At 35.3% G+C, this 18601-nt stretch carries 14 protein-coding genes and 1 pseudogene; 8 read left to right on the forward strand and 7 right to left on the reverse strand.

Going from position 1 to position 18601, the window contains the following annotated elements:
• Positions 1–221: 221 nt before the first annotated feature.
• The 4 genes and pseudogenes from BU038_RS06010 (at position 222) to BU038_RS06020 (ending at position 5776) form a co-directional block, all read left to right on the forward strand.
• Positions 222–1106 (forward strand): helix-turn-helix transcriptional regulator, encoded by an 885-nt coding sequence (locus BU038_RS06010; protein ID WP_107605264.1) that lies wholly within the window; start codon positions 222–224, stop codon positions 1104–1106.
• A 359-nt stretch (positions 1107–1465) separates the two neighbouring features.
• Positions 1466–1717: pseudogene (locus BU038_RS12780) on the forward strand (YSIRK-type signal peptide-containing protein); the annotation flags it as partial.
• Positions 1718–1744: 27 nt separating this feature from the next.
• On the forward strand, positions 1745–3001 hold the full coding sequence (locus BU038_RS06015) for an LPXTG cell wall anchor domain-containing protein (RefSeq protein WP_342634137.1): 1257 nt from the start codon (positions 1745–1747) through the stop codon (positions 2999–3001).
• Between the two features lie 363 nt (positions 3002–3364).
• Positions 3365–5776, forward strand: coding sequence for a YSIRK-type signal peptide-containing protein (locus tag BU038_RS06020; protein WP_107605277.1), 2412 nt, complete (start codon positions 3365–3367; stop codon positions 5774–5776).
• Positions 5777–5920: 144 nt separating this feature from the next.
• On the opposite strand, the gene BU038_RS06025 is transcribed toward BU038_RS06020, so the two are convergent.
• From BU038_RS06025 to BU038_RS06035, 3 genes are all read right to left on the reverse strand, one after another.
• Positions 5921–7516, reverse strand: coding sequence for a xylulokinase (locus BU038_RS06025; protein WP_428843595.1), 1596 nt, complete (start codon positions 7514–7516; stop codon positions 5921–5923).
• A 294-nt stretch (positions 7517–7810) separates the two neighbouring features.
• On the reverse strand, positions 7811–8932 hold the full coding sequence (locus tag BU038_RS06030) for an ABC transporter permease (RefSeq protein ID WP_107605267.1): 1122 nt from the start codon (positions 8930–8932) through the stop codon (positions 7811–7813).
• Positions 8895–9653 carry an ABC transporter ATP-binding protein gene (locus tag BU038_RS06035; RefSeq protein WP_107605268.1) on the reverse strand — a complete coding sequence of 253 codons (759 nt, stop codon included), beginning with the start codon at positions 9651–9653 and terminating at the stop codon, positions 8895–8897. Before BU038_RS06035 ends, BU038_RS06030 begins: the two co-directional genes overlap by 38 nt.
• A 239-nt stretch (positions 9654–9892) precedes the next feature.
• Between BU038_RS06035 and BU038_RS06040 the strand changes: the two genes are divergently transcribed.
• The 4 genes from BU038_RS06040 (at position 9893) to BU038_RS06055 (ending at position 12324) form a co-directional block, all read left to right on the forward strand.
• Positions 9893–11260 (forward strand): FAD-dependent oxidoreductase, encoded by a 1368-nt coding sequence (locus tag BU038_RS06040; protein ID WP_107605269.1) that lies wholly within the window; start codon positions 9893–9895, stop codon positions 11258–11260.
• 142 nt (positions 11261–11402) lie between these two features.
• Positions 11403–11660, forward strand: coding sequence for a hypothetical protein (locus BU038_RS06045; protein ID WP_107605270.1), 258 nt, complete (start codon positions 11403–11405; stop codon positions 11658–11660).
• A 112-nt stretch (positions 11661–11772) separates the two neighbouring features.
• On the forward strand, positions 11773–12060 hold the full coding sequence (locus BU038_RS06050; RefSeq protein WP_107605271.1) for a hypothetical protein: 288 nt from the start codon (positions 11773–11775) through the stop codon (positions 12058–12060).
• Positions 12061–12066: 6 nt separating this feature from the next.
• Positions 12067–12324 carry a hypothetical protein gene (locus BU038_RS06055; RefSeq protein WP_107605272.1) on the forward strand — a complete coding sequence of 86 codons (258 nt, stop codon included), beginning with the start codon at positions 12067–12069 and terminating at the stop codon, positions 12322–12324.
• 56 nt (positions 12325–12380) lie between these two features.
• On the opposite strand, the gene BU038_RS06060 is transcribed toward BU038_RS06055, so the two are convergent.
• From BU038_RS06060 to BU038_RS06075, 4 genes are all read right to left on the reverse strand, one after another.
• Complete coding sequence (locus BU038_RS06060) at positions 12381–13526, reverse strand: glycosyltransferase family 2 protein (protein ID WP_107605273.1); 1146 nt, start codon at positions 13524–13526, stop codon at positions 12381–12383.
• Positions 13527–13958: 432 nt separating this feature from the next.
• Entirely contained in the window at positions 13959–15446 is a 1488-nt protein-coding gene (locus tag BU038_RS06065) for an aldehyde dehydrogenase family protein (protein WP_107605274.1), read from the reverse strand.
• Positions 15447–15648: 202 nt separating this feature from the next.
• A complete protein-coding gene (locus BU038_RS06070) occupies positions 15649–16584 on the reverse strand; it encodes a ketopantoate reductase family protein (RefSeq protein WP_107605275.1) in 936 nt (311 codons plus the stop codon).
• A 165-nt stretch (positions 16585–16749) separates the two neighbouring features.
• On the reverse strand, positions 16750–18078 hold the full coding sequence (locus tag BU038_RS06075; RefSeq protein ID WP_107605276.1) for an APC family permease: 1329 nt from the start codon (positions 18076–18078) through the stop codon (positions 16750–16752).
• Positions 18079–18601 lie beyond the last annotated feature (523 nt).

Here is an 18601-nt window from a genome sequence, read left to right on the forward strand (position 1 = left end):
TTTATCATAGTGCTATTGAGAAAGAATGAGTTAGCTTTATAATCTAACCACCATGCAATCCAATTCATTATTCTTTTGTATGCAAAATTATTGTATACTAATAATGAATGAGGATTATACAGTGTTTAATTATTGGACGCGCGACCTTCGTAACTTCACATAAACTCGAATCTTTCCTCACTATCTATGAATTTTCATCATGAGAACAAGGGGGCATGTTTATGGAACAAGCTCACAGAATTTTAAGTATTTATACGCGTTTGCTTCAACAAAAGGTTGTAAATAAGTATGATCTGTCTAACGAATGGGGTGTCTCTTCAAGGACAATACAAAGAGATATCGATAATATTCGGAATTTTCTTTACGATACAGATGAATGGCATGGTTATCGTAAAGAGATTACCTACAATCATAAGTTAGAATCTTATGAAATGGACAGTTCCAGTTCAAACCATGAAGTCTCACTTTACTTTTTGCTGACGTTGTTAGAAACTGTTTCACCTGATATTGATCAACATCTTTATAATTATTTAGAATTACTGATTGCGACTTTCCATACGCAACATGAAAGTGAATTACGTGCACATTTGTCTAAGTTGAAAGTAGGCAAACGTTTTGATGAACTCAATCATATTGTGACTGCTTCACGTGCAATCAATAAATCTCAAAAGCTATATACTGATCATCATCAAGAGATTACCCCTATCGGCATTCAATATTATAACTTTACATTCAATCTGATTTATAAGATGCAAGATCAAATCCTTTCTACTGACTTAAAACAAAAAGTAGTCACTTTCAGTCCAAACCACTTCCATGCACAATCTGTCTATAATTCTATAGAATGGGTGACATTTGAACTCGTGCCAGAACTCTATGAATTGATTCGACATCGCTACCAACACAAAATCATTAAATTAGTTAATAAAAAGTATTATGTTATCCGTATTAAAATGTGTGTTGAAGATGCAATTAACTTCTGTTTTACTGCACGAAATCAAGCACGACTTGTCGGACCTGAAAGTACGTATCAAATTGTGATGAAAGAATTGTTAAAACTTCAAGAAACATACTTATTTACTCGATTAAGCGCAAATGAATATTAACATGAAAGCTGTATGTTCAATTTAGGACATGCAGCTTTTTTGTCGAAACCATGATGAGTTTCTTCCTATATTAATAGCCACTTTCTGTTTATTCTATCACGCATTCACTTTTTCTTAATCATTTTAACTTCTGATTTAAACATATAGTCACCAGATGACATAATGTGTCATACACTGTGGATAAGTCATATTTTTTATTTATGAAAAACGCATTCATTTTTATGACAAATGAAATTTTACGTCTACACCTATTATGTAGAATAAATGTATAAGCAAAATATATTTTTTTCATCTTAGTAAGTCTATCAAAGTATATGCATATTTATTATTAGGAGGATTAGAAAACGAAAAAGAAACAACTATTTTCTTTACGTAAGCTATCTGTGGGGATTGCTTCAGTATCACTTGGGACGTTAGTATTTTTAGGCGGAGGACAAACAGTAAACGCTGAAACTCAACAAGATTTAAATCAAAAAACACAAGAAGCTTATAACACGATTAATAACTTACCAAGTTTAACAGACGCTGAGAAAGATGCGTATAACCAACAAATCTTAGAACAAAGCGGACAAAACAACTCAAACTTTGATGCGATTTTAACGGAAGCTCAAAATGATAATACACAAGCAGCTGAATACATTAACTATGCTTCACAAGATGCTTACAACGTTATCAATAACATGCCTAGCTTAACAGATGCACAAAAAGATGCGTATAACCAACAAATTCTTGAAGCAGCTGGCGCAAACAACACTGACTTCGACAAAATTTTAGACGATGCACAGGCTACTAATGATCAAGCCGCTCAAGACATCAATCAAGCTTCTTTAGATGCTTACAACACAATCAACAACTTGCCTAGCTTAACAGATGCGCAAAAAGATGCGTATAATCAACAAATCTTAGAAACTGCAGGTACAAACAACACAAACTTCGATGTTATTTTAGCTGAAGCTCAAAAAGTAAATGACCAAGCAGCGCAAGATATCAACCAAGCTTCTCAAGAGGCTTACAACACAATCAATAACTTACCTAGCTTAACAGATGCACAAAAAGATGCATACAATCAACGTATCTTAGAAGTCGCAGGTACAAACAGCACTGACTTCGCTGCAATCTTAGATGAAGCTAAACAAGTAAATAATCAATCAGCACAAGATATCAACCAAGCTTCTTTAGAGGCTTATAACACGGTTAATAACTTACCTAACTTAACAGATGAACAAAAAGATGCATTTAACCAACGTATTTTAGAAGTTGCTGGCACAAACAGCACTGACTTCGCTGCAATCTTAGATGAAGCTAAATCTTTAGATGCTAAACAAGCACCTGTTGAAGAAGACAAAGCTGACGATAAAGAAAAACAAGAAGATTCAACTAAAGAAGATAAAGCAACTGAAGAAGAAGCGAAACCTGAAGACAACAAACCTGAAGAGAAAGCTGATCAAAAAGAACAACCAAAAGAAGATGCTAAAGATGAAGACAAATCAAAAGAAGATAAAGCGTCTGAAAATAAAACAGATGACAAAGCTGTAGAAAAAGACATTAAAAAAGCTACAGATGAAAAAGCTTCAACAAAAGAGAGAACTAAAGCAGCTCATGATGCGGTGAATAAATTAGAAAACTTATCTCAAAAACAAAAAGATGCTTATATCGCACAAATTGATAAATCAGCTAAAGAAGATAAAAGTGCACAATTCAAAGCAATCTTAACAGAAGCAAAAGCGGAAGACGCTAAAGTTGCGAAAGAAACAGTGAAATCTAAAGCTGATGCAAAAGAATTACCAGCAACTGGTGAATCTGACGAAGTATTATTTGGTTTATTATCTGGTTCTTTATTTGCTAGCGCAGGTACTTTATTCTTATTAAACGCACGTCGTAAAGAAAGTAAGTAATATTTTTCTTCTATCTAACATTATAAAAACTCCCCTATCTCAAAACGACCTGGTAGAAATATCTATCAGGTTGTTTTTTATTCCTTATTCTAAGATAAAACTTAAAAAGCCCGTTATAATAGTTCTTCTTAAACTTTAATTTATACACGCTAAACCATTAAATAATTTTTAAAACTCTATAAAAGACATATTATGTCATACCAATCACAAAAGGCATATCTAAATTTACAGAAAATTTTCACACTTATTTTTTAAGTGAAGCATTATGTCTATATACTTAGTGTAAAATATATGCATATCTATAAATAATCTATCATATTGTCATCACTACTATGCATAGTACATTAGGAGGAGAAATACATCATGAAGAAAAAACAACTATTTTCTTTACGTAAATTAACAGTCGGTATCGCATCTGTGTCATTAGGAACAGTAGTATTTTTAAGCGGAGCGCAAGCGGTTGATGCTCAAGCCAATGCGCAAGATGCTACAACTATTACACAAAACGCTTATAACGTGGTAAATAACTTACCAAATATTTCTGATCAAACTAAAGATGCTTATATCGCTAAAATCACTGCTGCAGCTGGTAATAACAAGCTTACTGACGTTGAAGGCATTGTAAACAACGCTAAAGCTGAAGATGCTCAAGTTGCTACTGCTAAAAAAGTTGCAGCTGAACAAGATGCTAAAGCTGTTAACCAACAAGTAGAACTTGCTAAAAAAGTTGCTATTGAAACAGCTAAAAAAGACCACGCTCAAAAAATTGCTAATGCTAAAGCTGAAATTTACAAATTAGAAAATCTTTCTAATTTTACAAAAGCTAGATACAGCGCAAAAATTACTAAAGCAGCTACTGATGAAATTGCAGGATTAGTTCAAAATGCTAAAGCTGAAGACGCTAAAATTGCAGCTTCTAAAAATCCAGCTAAAGAACAAGCTGCGAATGAAAAAGCTAAAGCTGACGCTGCTGCTAAAGATAAAGCTGTTAAAGCTTTAAACCAAAAAACTGCTGATGCTTATCAAGTAATCAACTCTTTGAAAAACATCACTGACAAACAACAATTAAGCTTCTTACATCAAGTTGAAGTAGATAGCGGTACTAACAACGGCGAACGTATCGATGCTATTGTTGCTGACGCTAAACAATTAGACGCTCAATTCGCTTATGATAAAGAACAAAAAGCTAAAGCTGAACAAAAAGCTGTAAGAGAATTAAATACTTTAACTCAAGTTGCTTATAACACAGTTAACAATTTACCAAACTTAACAGATGCTCAAAAAGATGATTTTAACCATCAAATCTTAGTAGATAGCGGAAACAACAACGGTCAAAAAATTAATGACATTGTTGCTGCTGCTAAACAAAAAGATGCTGAAAGTGCTCAAGCTAAACACGTTCGTGAAGCAGCTGCCAACACTAACCTTCCAGCAGACGTAGCTAAAAAAGTTAAAGCAGCTCACAATACTGTTGAAGCTTTGAAAAACTTAAAACCAGAACAAAAAGCTGCTGCACATCGCAAACTTAACGAAGTAGCACGTACAAATGCTAAAGCTATTGATACTGTTGTAGCTCAAGCTAAAGAGTTAAATGCTAACCAAGCACCAGGTAATAACGAAAGAGCTAAACAAAAAATTGAAACAGCTCAAAAAGCTCATGCTCAAAGAATTGCTAATGCTCAAGCTGAAGTTAATAGATTGAAAAACATCTCTAAAAATACTAAAGCTGAATACAACGAAAAAATTTCTCGAGCAGCAACTGATGAGATTCCAGCATTAGTTAAAGAAGTTAAAGCTTTAGATGCTGCTAAACAACCTGCTATTGCTAAAAAAGAAATTGCCGCTGCTCAAAAAGCACATGCTGATCAAATTAAAGAATCTCAAGCATTAGTTAACAAATTAGAAAACCTTTCTAAAGATGCTAAAGATGAATACAACAGCAGAATTGCTAAAGCAGCTACTAATGAAGTAGAAGCAATCCTTAATGATGCTCAAGCTGAAGATACTCATGCTGCTACTGCTAAAAAAGAAATTACAGCAGCTAAAAATGCTCACGAAGCAGAAATCGCTCAAGCTCAAGCTGCTGCTAAACAAACAATTGCAACAGCTCAAAAAGCTCACGCTCAACTAATTGCTGATGCTCAAGCTTTAGTTAACAATTTAGAAAACCTTTCTAAAGATGCTAAAGATGAATATAACAGCAGAATTGCTAAAGCAGCTACTGATGAAGTAGAAGCAATCGTTAATGAAGCTCAAGCTGAAGATGCTCATGCTGCTACTGCTAAAAAAGAAATTACTACTGCTCAAAAAGCTCATGCTAAACAAATTGCTGACGCTCAAGCTTTAGTTAATAAACTTGATAAACTTTCAAAAGATGCTAAAGCTGGCTACAATCAACAAATTGCACAAGCAGCTACTGATGAAGTTGCAGCAATCGTTAAAGAAGCTCAAGCTGAAAATGCTAAACAAGCACCAGCTAAAAAAGAAGTTAAACCTGCTCAAAAAGCTACAACTACTCCAGGTCAAGCTAGCAAAGCTGGTCAAAATAATAAAGCTGTAACTGCTCAAAAAGACGGTAAAACTACAGCTACTACTAACAAAGCAGCTACACCTAACAAAGCAGCTGCTCAACAACAAGCTAAAAACGCTAAAAAACAATTACCTGCAACTGGTGAACAAGATCAAGTATTATTCGGATTATTATCTGGTTCATTATTCGCAAGTGCTGGTACATTATTCTTATTAAATGCACGTCGTCGTAAAGAAAACGAATAATTTAAACGTTATTCTTTCTAAAAACTAACACCTATACTGAAACCCGGTAGGGAAATGGTCACAATGGCCGTTATCCTTACCGGGTTTCTTTAATTTCGACTTATTTCTCTCTAATGTCTGCACAATATTCTCCTTTGTTTATCTTTATGAATTAAAATGTGTATCTGCTTGACGTTCTAAAGGTAATCCCGCTTCAAACCGCTCAATATACCGTTTGAAACTCTCTACATCCTCTGCTTTCGGTTCAAGCACCAATGCTTCAACATCGCCAAATGCATGATGGTCTAAGTAATCCGACAGCTTTTGACCTTGATGGTCTACATGATAACGCGCAAGCACCGCAATACCCCATGCGCCGCCTTCGCTCGCTGTCTGCATCACACTGACTGGACTTTCAAGTGCCGCAGCTAAAAAACTTTGTGCCACACGTTCTGTTTTAAAGATGCCGCCATGGCCAATCATACTGTCTATTTCTAGGGCTTCATTACGTTTTAATAAATCAATACCAAGTTTCAACGTGCTGAACGCACTGAAAATATGTGTTTTCATCACATTTGCTAAATTAAACTGACTTTCCACACTACGGATGAACATCGGATAACCTTTTGGCACATCAGTAATAAACTCACCCGAAACATAGCCATAAGATAATAAATGACCCAGTTCCTTATCGCCTTCAAGTGCTTTCTCAAACATTCGTGTAAACAAGTCTTCTTTGGTATACGTTGCACCCATGGTATCCAATACTTCTGCGAACAATTCCATCCAAGCATTGATATCGGATGTACAGTTATTCGCATGAATCATCGCAACTTCATCACCTGCAGGTGTTGTGACTAGATCAACCTCTGGATACAATTTCTTCAATGGATGATCTAAAACAATCATTGAGAAGATACTTGTCCCTGCAGAAATATTGCCCGTTCTTGGTGCGACACTTTTCGTTGCGACCATACCTGTTGCCGCATCTCCTTCTGGTGCACACATCGGACATCCAGCTTGTAACTCTTGATTCGGATCAATCAACTTTGCGCCTGTTTCTGTTAAGTATCCTGCATCTTCTCCAGCTACCAACACTTTTGGTAAGACATCATGAACATCTTGTGTATAGCCTTCTTTGTGATAAAGGTCATTAAACTGATTTAATAAGTCTTCTCTAAAGCGATGCGTTTTAGAATCTATTGGAAACATGCCTGAAGCGTCTCCAACACCTAAGACACGTTCACCTGTTAAATACCAATGCACATAACCTGATAATGTCGTCATGTATCGAACATGACGTGTATGCGGGGCATCATGAATCGCCGCATCATATAGCTGAGCGATACTCCATCTCTCAGGAATATTCACCCCAAAGTGTTCTGTCAGCTTACGCGCTGCATCATGTGCGTTATTATTACGCCAAGTACGAAATGGCACTAATAAATCGTCTTTATCATCAAACGCTAAGTATCCATGCATCATACCGCTGATACCTAATGATTTTAAAGTTTTAATAGGCACACCATACTTGTCTTTCACTTCATCTGTCATCGATTGATAACTGATTTGAAGCCCATTCCAAACATCATTAAGTGAATACGTCCAAAATCCATCTTTAAATGTGTTCTCCCATTCAAATGAACCCGTTGCGATGGTTTCACATTGCGCATTAACTGCGACTGTCTTAATACGTGTAGAGCCAAGTTCTATCCCTACACTAATATCTCCAGCTTCAATCTGTTGCTTAATCCTTTCCACAGTGTCCACCTTCTTTTATTATTCATTTGCTTTCTCTATTTATGTAACAGTTGTACATACAACTTTGTAACCGTTATCATAAATCGTAATTCACAATGAAAGCGTTGTCAATGAATATCTTAAACGTTTAAGGTTTATTCTTACACTTTAACAAGTGATTTACCTTTATATTGGTATTATTTGATATTTCTTTCATTGTTGAACGTGATAACTCTCATGGCGTTTAGATTGAATCATATATAAAACCTAAAAAGAGACCTGTCCTCTTTGAACAGATCTCAATGTATAAATCACTCACACTTTTCTATAACGTTTTAAGCCAACAATATTCAACATCGTAAATACTACAATAAAGAGCACTAAAATACCGATATCAAACCAGAAAGCATTAATAATTTGTGCTTTAATCATAACTTTAGTCAATGCATCCCCTGCATAGCGTAATGGGAACAAATAACCAATACTTGCGATAAAACGATTCACATTATCCAGTGGAATAATACCAGAGAATAGCACTTGCGGTACGACTACAATTGGGATAAACTGCAGCATTTGGAACTCTGAATTCGCAAATGTAGAAACAAACAAGCCCATTGTAAGTGCCGCAAAGGCAATCAGTATATTAATTAATAATACCCATAAGATACTTCCTGCGACATCGACCTTTAATAAGTAAATGGAAAACAGTACAATAATCAGCGTTTGTATGACCGCAAAGATACCGTATCCGACTAGGTAACCAAACACGATTTCACTACGTTTGATTGAAGTTGCCAGTACACGTTCTAATGTGCCAGTTGTTCTTTCTCTTAATAACGCAATACCTGAAATTAAGAACACAAATAAAAAGACAAAGAAGCCCATTAAAATCGGGAACATTTTATCAAAATAACTGCTGTCAGCATCTCCATATAAATAATGCGCATCAAGCGAAGTTAATTCTGACGTTTGTTTTGACTTCATAGCTGCTTTACCTGCTTGAGGCATCTCAGCTAGTTTTGTTTTGATAGTTTTCATTTCACCCGCAAGTTCTTGCATTTTATCTTTTTGAAGTGTACCTGCTAAAATTTGTTTGACCGCTGAGGTTTTACTTGGGTTTTCATTTGTATAAGTAACTGATAGTTGCTTCTTATCTTTTTCAACATAAGCATCTAAATCATGTTGTTCGATTATTGTTTTGACGGATTCAGAATTAGAATAAGTTTCTGTGTTTACTTTATCTTTAGGTAATGCTTTAACAAATGATTCAGGAACATTTTCAGAGAAGCCGATATTTAAGTGTTCTTCATTGTCGCTGTTAAATAAAAAGAACATAATCGTCAAGATGATTAAAGGGACGATAAATATTAAAGCCAGCGTACGTTTATCACGTACTAAATCAATCATGACACGTTTTAATACTGCCTTGAACCTCATGACCCTTCGCCTCCTCTGCTTTTAAAAATACCTCTTCAATGCTTGAAGCATTAAACTGTTGTTTCAATTCATCTGGAGAACCCAGCGCAAAGATATGACCATCCACTAATAAACCCACTTGGTCGCAACGTTCTGCTTCATCCATGACATGTGTTGTCATTAAAATCGTTTGACCTTGTTCAGCAAGTTGACGCAGTTCATGCCAGATTTTTTGACGAAGACTCGGATCAATACCAACAGTCGGTTCGTCTAAAATGAGTAAATCTGGTTTCCCTAATAAAGTAATAGCTAAGGACAAGCGTCGTTTCATACCTCCTGAAAATGTATGAACGATTTGTGATTGTTTATCTTCTAAATCTACCAGTTTCATGTAACGTTCAATATCGTCATTTAATTGTTTTCCGGATAATCCTTTTAAATTACCAAAGAATACCAAGTTCTCTTTCGCACTTAAGTTCTCATATAAAGCGAGTGTTTGCCCCATATAGCCGACATGGCTCAAGACTTTCCTATTTGGTATCGATTGTTCATAAATAGATGCCTCTCCTCCGTCTAACTGTTCCATACCTAGCCAACATTTGATGGCTGTTGTTTTGCCTGAACCACTTGGACCGATCAATCCCATAATTTGACCTTGGTGAAGTGTCAGTGAAATATCTTCCAGCACCGTTTGTTTATTAAAGGCTTTAGATGCATGTGTTAATTGTGCGACTGCTTTCATAACTTCCCCCTCATTTCCTACCTCTGCATATTCGTATTACTTTCATTATAAGCGATTATGTTCTATGAACAACATAACCCTCTTTAAAGCATATGCTTCGTACATTTTAAATATGACAATTTTATCAACTGTGCAGATACACCCGTTACATAGAGACTAGAAGCTAATCTCAAGGGTAAATATATTAATGTAGCTATTTATATACAATTAAAACTTTTATTAGAGGAGGCTATTTCTTTATGAAATATGTAATTGTCGGAACTTCTCATGCAGGTTATGCGGCAATCGAAACACTATTAATTTCAGACCCAGAAGCAGAAATTGAAGTGTTTGAGAGTGCAGATAAACCTTCGTTCTTATCTTGTGGTATTCAAAGTTATTTAGAAGACGTTGCACCTAGCTTAGATTCACTTCACTATGCAAGTGTAGAATCACTAGAAGAACGCGGAATCAAAGTACACGTGAATACTACAGTCACTGATTTAGATACTGAAAATAAAACAGTTACAGTTCAAGATAAAGACAATAATGAATCTAAAGTTGATTATGATAAATTATTCCTAAGTCCAGGCGGCGTGCCAAACGCACCGCCAATTGACGGCATTAACGACTATAATAACGTATTATTCATGCGTGGTGCTGACTGGGCAGGTAAAATCAAAGAACGTATGAAATCTGCGAAAAAAGCAATAGTTGTCGGCGGTGGCTATATCGGTATCGAAGCTGCAGAAGCTTTCGTTAAAGCAGGTATCGATACAACAATTATGGATGACGGCGACCGCTTAATTAAAACGTATCTTGATAAAGAATTCACAGATATTCTCGAAGAGAATACGAAAGAACATGGCTTGAAATTCAGAGGTAACGAGAATGTGAAAGCATTGAAAGCAGATGACAATAATAACGTTACTGGTGTTGTGACAGACAACGGAGAATTTGAAGCCGATACAGTTATCTTTACTGTAGGTGTCAAACCTGCGACAGAATGGTTAGATGGCAAAGTGAAATTAGGTACTAAAGGTATTATTGAAATTAATGATCACCTTGAAACATCTGAAAAAGATGTTTACGCAAGTGGTGACGCAACAATGATTCCTTATGCGCCTATCGAAGAAGAACGTTATATCGCATTAGCGACAAACTCTCGTCGTCAAGGTTATGTCGCAGCACGCAACATGGCTAGCCATGACCTAAAAATGCCTAGAGTTTCTGGTACATCTGGTTTATCATTATTTGATTATAAATTCGGTCAAACAGGTGTACATGAATCAGAAAAAGATAATTATGATGGTAATTTAGGTGCAACGTATATCGAAGTGCCTGTACGTCCTAAATTCAGACAAGACGATACAACTGTGCATCTGAAAATTATCTATGATGAAGATTCACACCGTATCTTAGGTGGACAAATCATGAGTAAGGAAGACGTAGTAGAATCTATCAATACAATTTCAGTCGCAATCAATGCAGGCTGGAAATTAGAAGATTTAGCGTTAGTTGACTTCTTCTTCCAACCTAACTTCGATCGTCCATGGAACTATCTCAACGTCTTAGCACAACGTGCATTAGGCGACGATGTCTTCCCTAAAGACAATCAATTATTCTAATTCATTTAACTAGTAATCATACAAAGTGCGGGGCAGTGTCAAAAGGCACTGTCCCGCTTCTTATGTATTTGCTTAACACATCAACTGCCTTTAGAATGAAAGTAAGCTTAAAAACATAGATAAGTAAGGAGGTTTGTCTAATATGTCTCCAGTTTTAATGTGGGTTTTATCTTTAATTTTCTTCGTGACAGTTATTTTAATTCAAGGCTCTTTAATGAAACGTATTAAAAGTGACTGGAACTTAATTGTACCTGTAATTGCTGTACTCGTTATGACAGGTTTATTCATCGCAAACTATATCGTCGTTCCAATCTATATTCTATATGTATTAGTAACGGCGTTTCATGTTTATAGATATACACACGGCACTGTCAAAAACTTCAAAGGCTTTAAAGACTGATTCCTATGCATACCTAATTGATTTTAGGTATGTTTTTTATTGCCTTAACAGGCTCAATTAATATGATAAACTATAACCATAATCGATCATATATTATAAAGAAGGTGCAAAGTTGTCTACTTTCCTAAGTACTATCAGTATCGTTATTCTGTATGTTGCCGCTCTATTTACACAGCACTACATACTGCGTCATACCAATAAGAAATATAAATTTGCCGTACCGATTGTATATTCAGTCATTTTGTTGGTGTTATTTTTAACCCATATCATTAACTTACCAACTTTTATTATTTTCTTTATATTAGGCGCGGTTCAGCTATTCGGTCTTGAACAACAACTTAAACGACACGAGGAAAACAAACAGAAATATTCTGCAGCTAACCAAAAGAAAGAGGTGTAATAAAGCATGTCGGCATTTTTAATGCATTGGATTGTACCGCTTGTTACGCTAATTGTTGCGCTTATTCTTCAAAAAGTAATTGCATCAAAAGCAAGTGGTAATGCTAAGTTTATAATCCCTGTTTTATTTTTCATTATAACCATTGGATATAATTTATTAGGTGTTACTTTATTAGCCAATACAATTATTTCCATTGTAGTTGGTGAATTCTTTATCGTACTGCAAGGTTTCAAATCAGATCGTACACATGATGAAACTGACTAATACAAAAGCGACATGCTTAACGAAAGATTTTGCTTTCTTAAACATGTCGCTTTATTTTATACATTCATTTGTTTAATTCTTTGTGCTTGTTTCTCTTTTTCTTTTAATTCACTTTCTTCTCGTTCGTGTAAATTTGTTTTGTATGAGACAGGTTGTTTTGGTTTTGCCATCGCATGATGCAAGGGTTCTATATTAGGATGAGTTTCTTGCTCATCAGATGTTGATTCGAACTTCTCGGTTTTCTTCTTTTCTTGTGATTGTTCTTGTAAATTTGAATCTTGTTGAAGATATTTTGGACGGTTTTTCACTTCATAATAAATACGTCCGATATATTCACCAATAACACCCAAGGAAATCAACTGAATACTACCTAAGAATAGAACCGCAAAGATAGTAGTGAAATAACCTGGTGCATCGATACCATTAAAGACAATCATTAAGAAATTGATTAACAAGTATAATAAACTGATACCGAAAATACCCATACCAAAGTACATAATGGTGCGTAATGGTTTATTGTTAAAAGAAATAACACCGTCTACACCGTAATCTAACAATTTAAAGAATGACCATTTAGAGTCTCCTGCCATACGTTCTTGGTTTTCATATTCAATCGTTTCCGATTTATAACCTACCCAAGAGAATAGACCTTTAGAGAATCTTTGTGTTTCACCTAAATCCGCAAGTGTACGTACGACACGCTGACTTAATAAACGGAAGTCACCTACACCATCTTCAATTGGTACATCGACAAAACGATTGACTAGTTTATAATAACAGTGTGTCATAAACTTACGTGTTGCTTTTTCACCTTCACGATTACGTTTCGCAATCACTTGATCCGTACCATTTTCCAAATACTTCTCAATCATCTGTGGAATTAATTCAGGTGGATGTTGCAAATCACCATCTAAAATAATCACCGCATCTACATCTCTACTTTGATCCAATCCAGCATACATTGCAGCTTCTTTACCAAAGTTTCTACTGAATTCAATGTATTTTACGTGTGAATCTTTTAAAGCATATTGCTTAACTAGTTGAATGGTTTGATCACTACTGCCATCATCTACAAAAAGCAAATCGTAATCATAACCTTGCAACATTGAGTCTGCTTCTAATACTTTTGTTAATTCTTTATATGTGTAATTGATAACATCTTCTTCATTGAAACATGGGATTAACATTCTCACTTTAACCATTTTATAGCTCCGTTCTATGTTTAAAATTACTGATTTAATAAAACAAAAGGTTAGTCTTTATATATACCCATTTTTATGGCCAGTCACTTACTTCGTATAAAGTTCAAGTAAAGTTTGTCCTAGATTATACATACTTCACGATATATACTCCAATAAAACCGGCCGTCTTTACAAAATCTAAATAATTCTTACACATTAATGATGTCTTATAACTCAATACATAGTCATTTATAATTATACAATGCGTTTTAAATATGGTCTACTACAACTATATATCCAACTTAACTCATTCATATTAAGTTTTCTTATTATTCATAACTCAGCAATCAATATTGCTACTGAAAAAGAAAAACCGCCCATTCCAAGACACTGCTTGAAATGAACGGTTAATTTTAAAGTAGTTTATAATCCATTAAAGTTAAACACTTTAAATTAATATAAGCCTTTAGTTTGGTTGCTTGTATCAATATAAATGTTTTTAACTTGTTGATAGTTTTGGATAGCTGCTTTGTAAGTTTCACGGCCAATACCAGATTTTTTGTAGCCGCCGAATGGTGCGCCTTCTGGTACTTGGTTATAAGTGTTAACCCAGATACGGCCTGTTCTTACTTCACGTGCAACTTTCAATGCACGGTTAATGTTTTCAGAGAAAACGCCGCCTGCTAAACCGTATTCAGAATCATTTGCGATTTGAATTGCTTCGTCTTCATCTTTAACTTTGATAACTGTTAAGACGGGACCGAAGATTTCTTCTTGTGCAAGTTTGTTTTTGTTATTTTCTACTGCAATAATTGTTGGTTCGTAGAAATAACCTTTAGATAGTTCTCCATCTGTTAAGCGATTACCGCCTACTAAGATTTCAGCGCCTGATTCTTTAGCATAATCTACATAGTTTTGGATTTTTTCTAATTGAGCTTCGCCTGTTTGTGAACCCATTTGAATATTTTCATCTAGTGGGTCACCTACTTTAATACGGCTGAATGCATCTTTTAAGCGATCCATTAATTTATCATAGATATCTTCTTGTACAAGTAAGCGTGAACCAGCACTGCAGACTTCACCTTGGTTGAATAAGATACCTAATTGGATACCTTCTACTGCAACATCTAAGTTTGCATCATCTAAAATGATGTTAGCTGATTTACCGCCAAGTTCTAACGTTGCAGGAACTAAGCGTTTTGCTGCAGCATCTGCAACTTGGTAACCTACTTCTGTTGAACCTGTGAATGATAATTTATCTACACTTTCGTGATTGAAGATTGCGTTACCTGATTCAGAACCTTTACCTGTTAAGATGTTTACAACACCGTTAGGTAATACCTCTTGGAAAATTTTAGCTAATTCAATTAAGCTGACTGGTGTAGATGATGATGGTTGAATGACTACTGTGTTACCAGCCGCAAGTGCTGGTGCTAATTTCCAAGCTGATAATAACATTGGGAAGTTCCATGCTACTACAGCACCTACAACACCGATTGGTTCATGACGTACAATACTCATGATATCTTCACTCATGTCATTAACTGAACCTTCATCTGTATCGATTACACTTGCGAAGTATTCGTAGTGACGTGCTGATAATGGAATATCGATTGTGGATGTTTCACGAATCGGTTTACCATTGTTTAATGTTTCGATAACTGCGAAACGATCTTTTTGTTCTAATAATTTGTCACCAATTTCACGTAATAATTTTACGCGTTCTGCCTTAGGTGTTTTACTCCAGCTATCGAATGCTGCTTGTGCTGCTTGAACAGCTTTATCAACATCTTTTTCGCTTGCTTTAGCTACTTTAGTGATAACTTCACCTGTTGCTGGGTTTGAAACTTCGATTGTTTCTCCTGATTCGCTCGGTACAAACTCACCATTAATAAATAAATCATAACTGTCTTGGATATAGTCTCTTACATTTACACTCATGATTAAAAGCCTCCTTTAAAGCTCGTTTATTTATTGCGCAAGGTTTATGAAAATCTTTGAAACCTTGTTAAAACCTATTGTAAAGCGTTTTCAGTTGTATATTGATTATCCCATAATTAAATAAGTTAGTCATACAATGTGCTTATAAATACATTTGAATGAAAAAAGCCCTGCATCATGCAGAGCTTTTTAAAGTCATTGATTATGCTTTTACATGTGTCATTTCTAATTGATGTACTAAGTGTTTCAACATTGTATTGTTGGGTGTTGGGATACCAAATTCTTGACCGTATTCTTCAACTTGACCGTTTAGGTAATCAACTTCTGTTAAACGACCGCTATATAAGTCCTGATGCATTGAAGGATGATGTAAACCTTGTGTTTCAACGGGATAAGAACCTTCGATTTTATGCACGATTGTGTCAAAATCAACTTCAACACCTTTAGCAGCCGCTACTTCAACAATTTCGCGTATAATAGGTGTAATCATTTCACGTGAATTTTCGTATGCTGCAAAATCAACGATACGTTTATCTAAAATTGTACAAAGCGGATTAACTACACTATTAAGTGCTGCTTTTAACCAAACTGTTTGCATAATTTGATTACTAATTGTTGGATTTAAACCAGCATCTTCAAAGACTTGGTTAATCTCTCTCGTTCTTTCGCTTTCTTTACCATCTACACGTTGGAAGTCTACAGTACCTACACCTTCAAGTAATAGTTTACCTGGTCCTCTTAAACCAGCTGTCCACATTGTAACAGCAAGATAGATTTGTTCTTCAGGTACGACTTGTTTAAAGCGTTCATCATGACCTAAACCATTCATCATCGTCAATACTGCAGTATCTTTAGTGATAGCCCCTTTATCTTTCAGTTTCTGCAACATTTCTACAGATTGCATTGCTTTTGTAAGAATGATGACTAAATCATATTGATCATTCACTTCTTCAGGTGTAATCATTGTCGCATCTACTTGATAAGTCTCTGTTTCAGTATGAATTTCAAATCCATGTTTTTGTACAGCCTCAACATGAGGTAACCAACTATCAATAAATGTAACGTCATAACCTGCTTTTTGAATTTGTGTGCCTACACGGCCGCCCATGGCGCCGGCACCAGCAACTGCAATTTTCATATTCATCGTACTCCTTATGTTTGTATTGCGGCATATTATTACCGTATCTAAAGTTGTATCTGTTTATATTATAACGCTTAAATCTATGATTTTTGAATATTGAGATAACTTATATTTAAAAATTAGCCGGCAATTTTGCCGGCTAATCATAATGATTGAGATTATTTAGCTTCTTTTCTCTTCTTTTTTCTTCGTATAATAATAGATTGGAATACCTAATAAAGTAATGATTATACCAATTGATGCGAGTAATGTTTGAGTGAATAATGTATTAATTAATACGAACACACCTGACACAATCGCAATTAATGGTACGATCGGATAAAGCGGTACTTTATAAGGACGTTCCATCTCTGGTTCTCTACGTCTAAGAATCATTACTGCTACGAAAGCCATTGTGTAGAATGTCCAGATAACGAAGATCAACATGTTTGTGATCGTATCGAATGCACCTAAAGACATCATAACGAAAGCAATAACGATTTGAACTAAACCACTTGCCCATGGTGCTTGTCCTGGTGTCAATTTCAAGAAGAAGTTCTTGAATGGTAAACCGCCACGTTCAGCCATTGCGTATGGTACACGCATACCTGTCATCATATAACCGTTTAAAGCACCATATACAGATACCATAATACCAATTGTGACAATTTTACCTCCGCCATTACCAAAGATTTTAACAGAAGCTTCACTTGCAGCGTTCAAGTTACCACTGATTTCTGAAATTGGTAATGTCATTAAGAATACTGCGTTGATTAAAAGATAAACAACCATTACAGCACCTAAACCGATAGTGATTGCACCTGGTAAGTCACGTTTTGGATTCTTTAACTCACCAGCTATTGTACCAACATGCATCCAACCATCGTATGCGAACATAGTCGCAAGTAAACCTGCACCTAAGGCTGTGAAGAAACCTTGTTGCTCACCTGATTGAATTGGGAATAGTGAGAATTCTACATTACTAGGTGCAAAGAAGCCGACGGCTACAATTAAGATAATTGGAATCAGTTTAATTACTAATGTAATAGACTGAAGCATACCTCCTGCTTTAGATCCTAAGCAGTTGATGAAGTATACAGTTAGCGCAGTTATCAATGCAATCAACAAAATCCAATGTGCTTTAATATGGAATAAGTTAGTAAATTGTGTCGCAAAGACAATTGCTAAAGCAGCAACGTTTGCTGGGAAATAAATAAATGCTTGCGCCCATCCTGATAAGTAACCCCAGAAGTTACCGTAAGTATATTCAATATATTTAACAAGTCCGCCTGTCTCTGGAATTGCGGCGGCAAGTTCGGCTGCAGTCAATCCTGCACAGATTGTCACCAAGCCACCTAACAGCCATACCAACATTGCCATACTTGTAGAGCCCGTTACTTCTGCGACACTGGAAACTTTAAAGAATACGCCAGCGCCGATTACCGTTCCCATAACTATGGAAATGGCTGAGAAGAAACCTAAATTACGTTTAAGCTCATTTTGATTACTCATTTCTATCTATCCTCCATTTACTCATGCGTGATAAGCAAGTAGAGAGACGCTATACATTATTAAAACAGTATCATTCAATATCATTACAAAAATAAAAGACCATACCGCACAACATATACATGGATTTAAAAAAACATTGTATTTGTCATACTGTTCAGTCGCTTCTTTAACTCTTTCTTATTGAATGCGCTTACATACTGAAAAAAATAACTTTTTATTTGTCTCTGTTACTTTTATCCCTTTTGATAATGTTAATCATAGCTTCCTGTTACAGTTTAACGCACGCTCGCATAATGGGCAATAACATTTTCTTTTAATATATACACAATTTATGAACAAACTTTGAAAAGGTGTTTTGAATGTATTAAAGAAAACTGTTATTCATTTAGCGTAGTTAAACTAAAATAGAAATATCTGAATAACCCCAACCAATCATACTTCTTTCTATTACCTGTTTCTCCCTCTTTTAAATCATTTTTCTGATTTATTTTTAAACTTACGTTTAAAAAAGCACATACTATTT

This window comes from Staphylococcus simulans (assembly GCF_003043455.1).
Taxonomy (GTDB): domain Bacteria; phylum Bacillota; class Bacilli; order Staphylococcales; family Staphylococcaceae; genus Staphylococcus; species Staphylococcus simulans_A.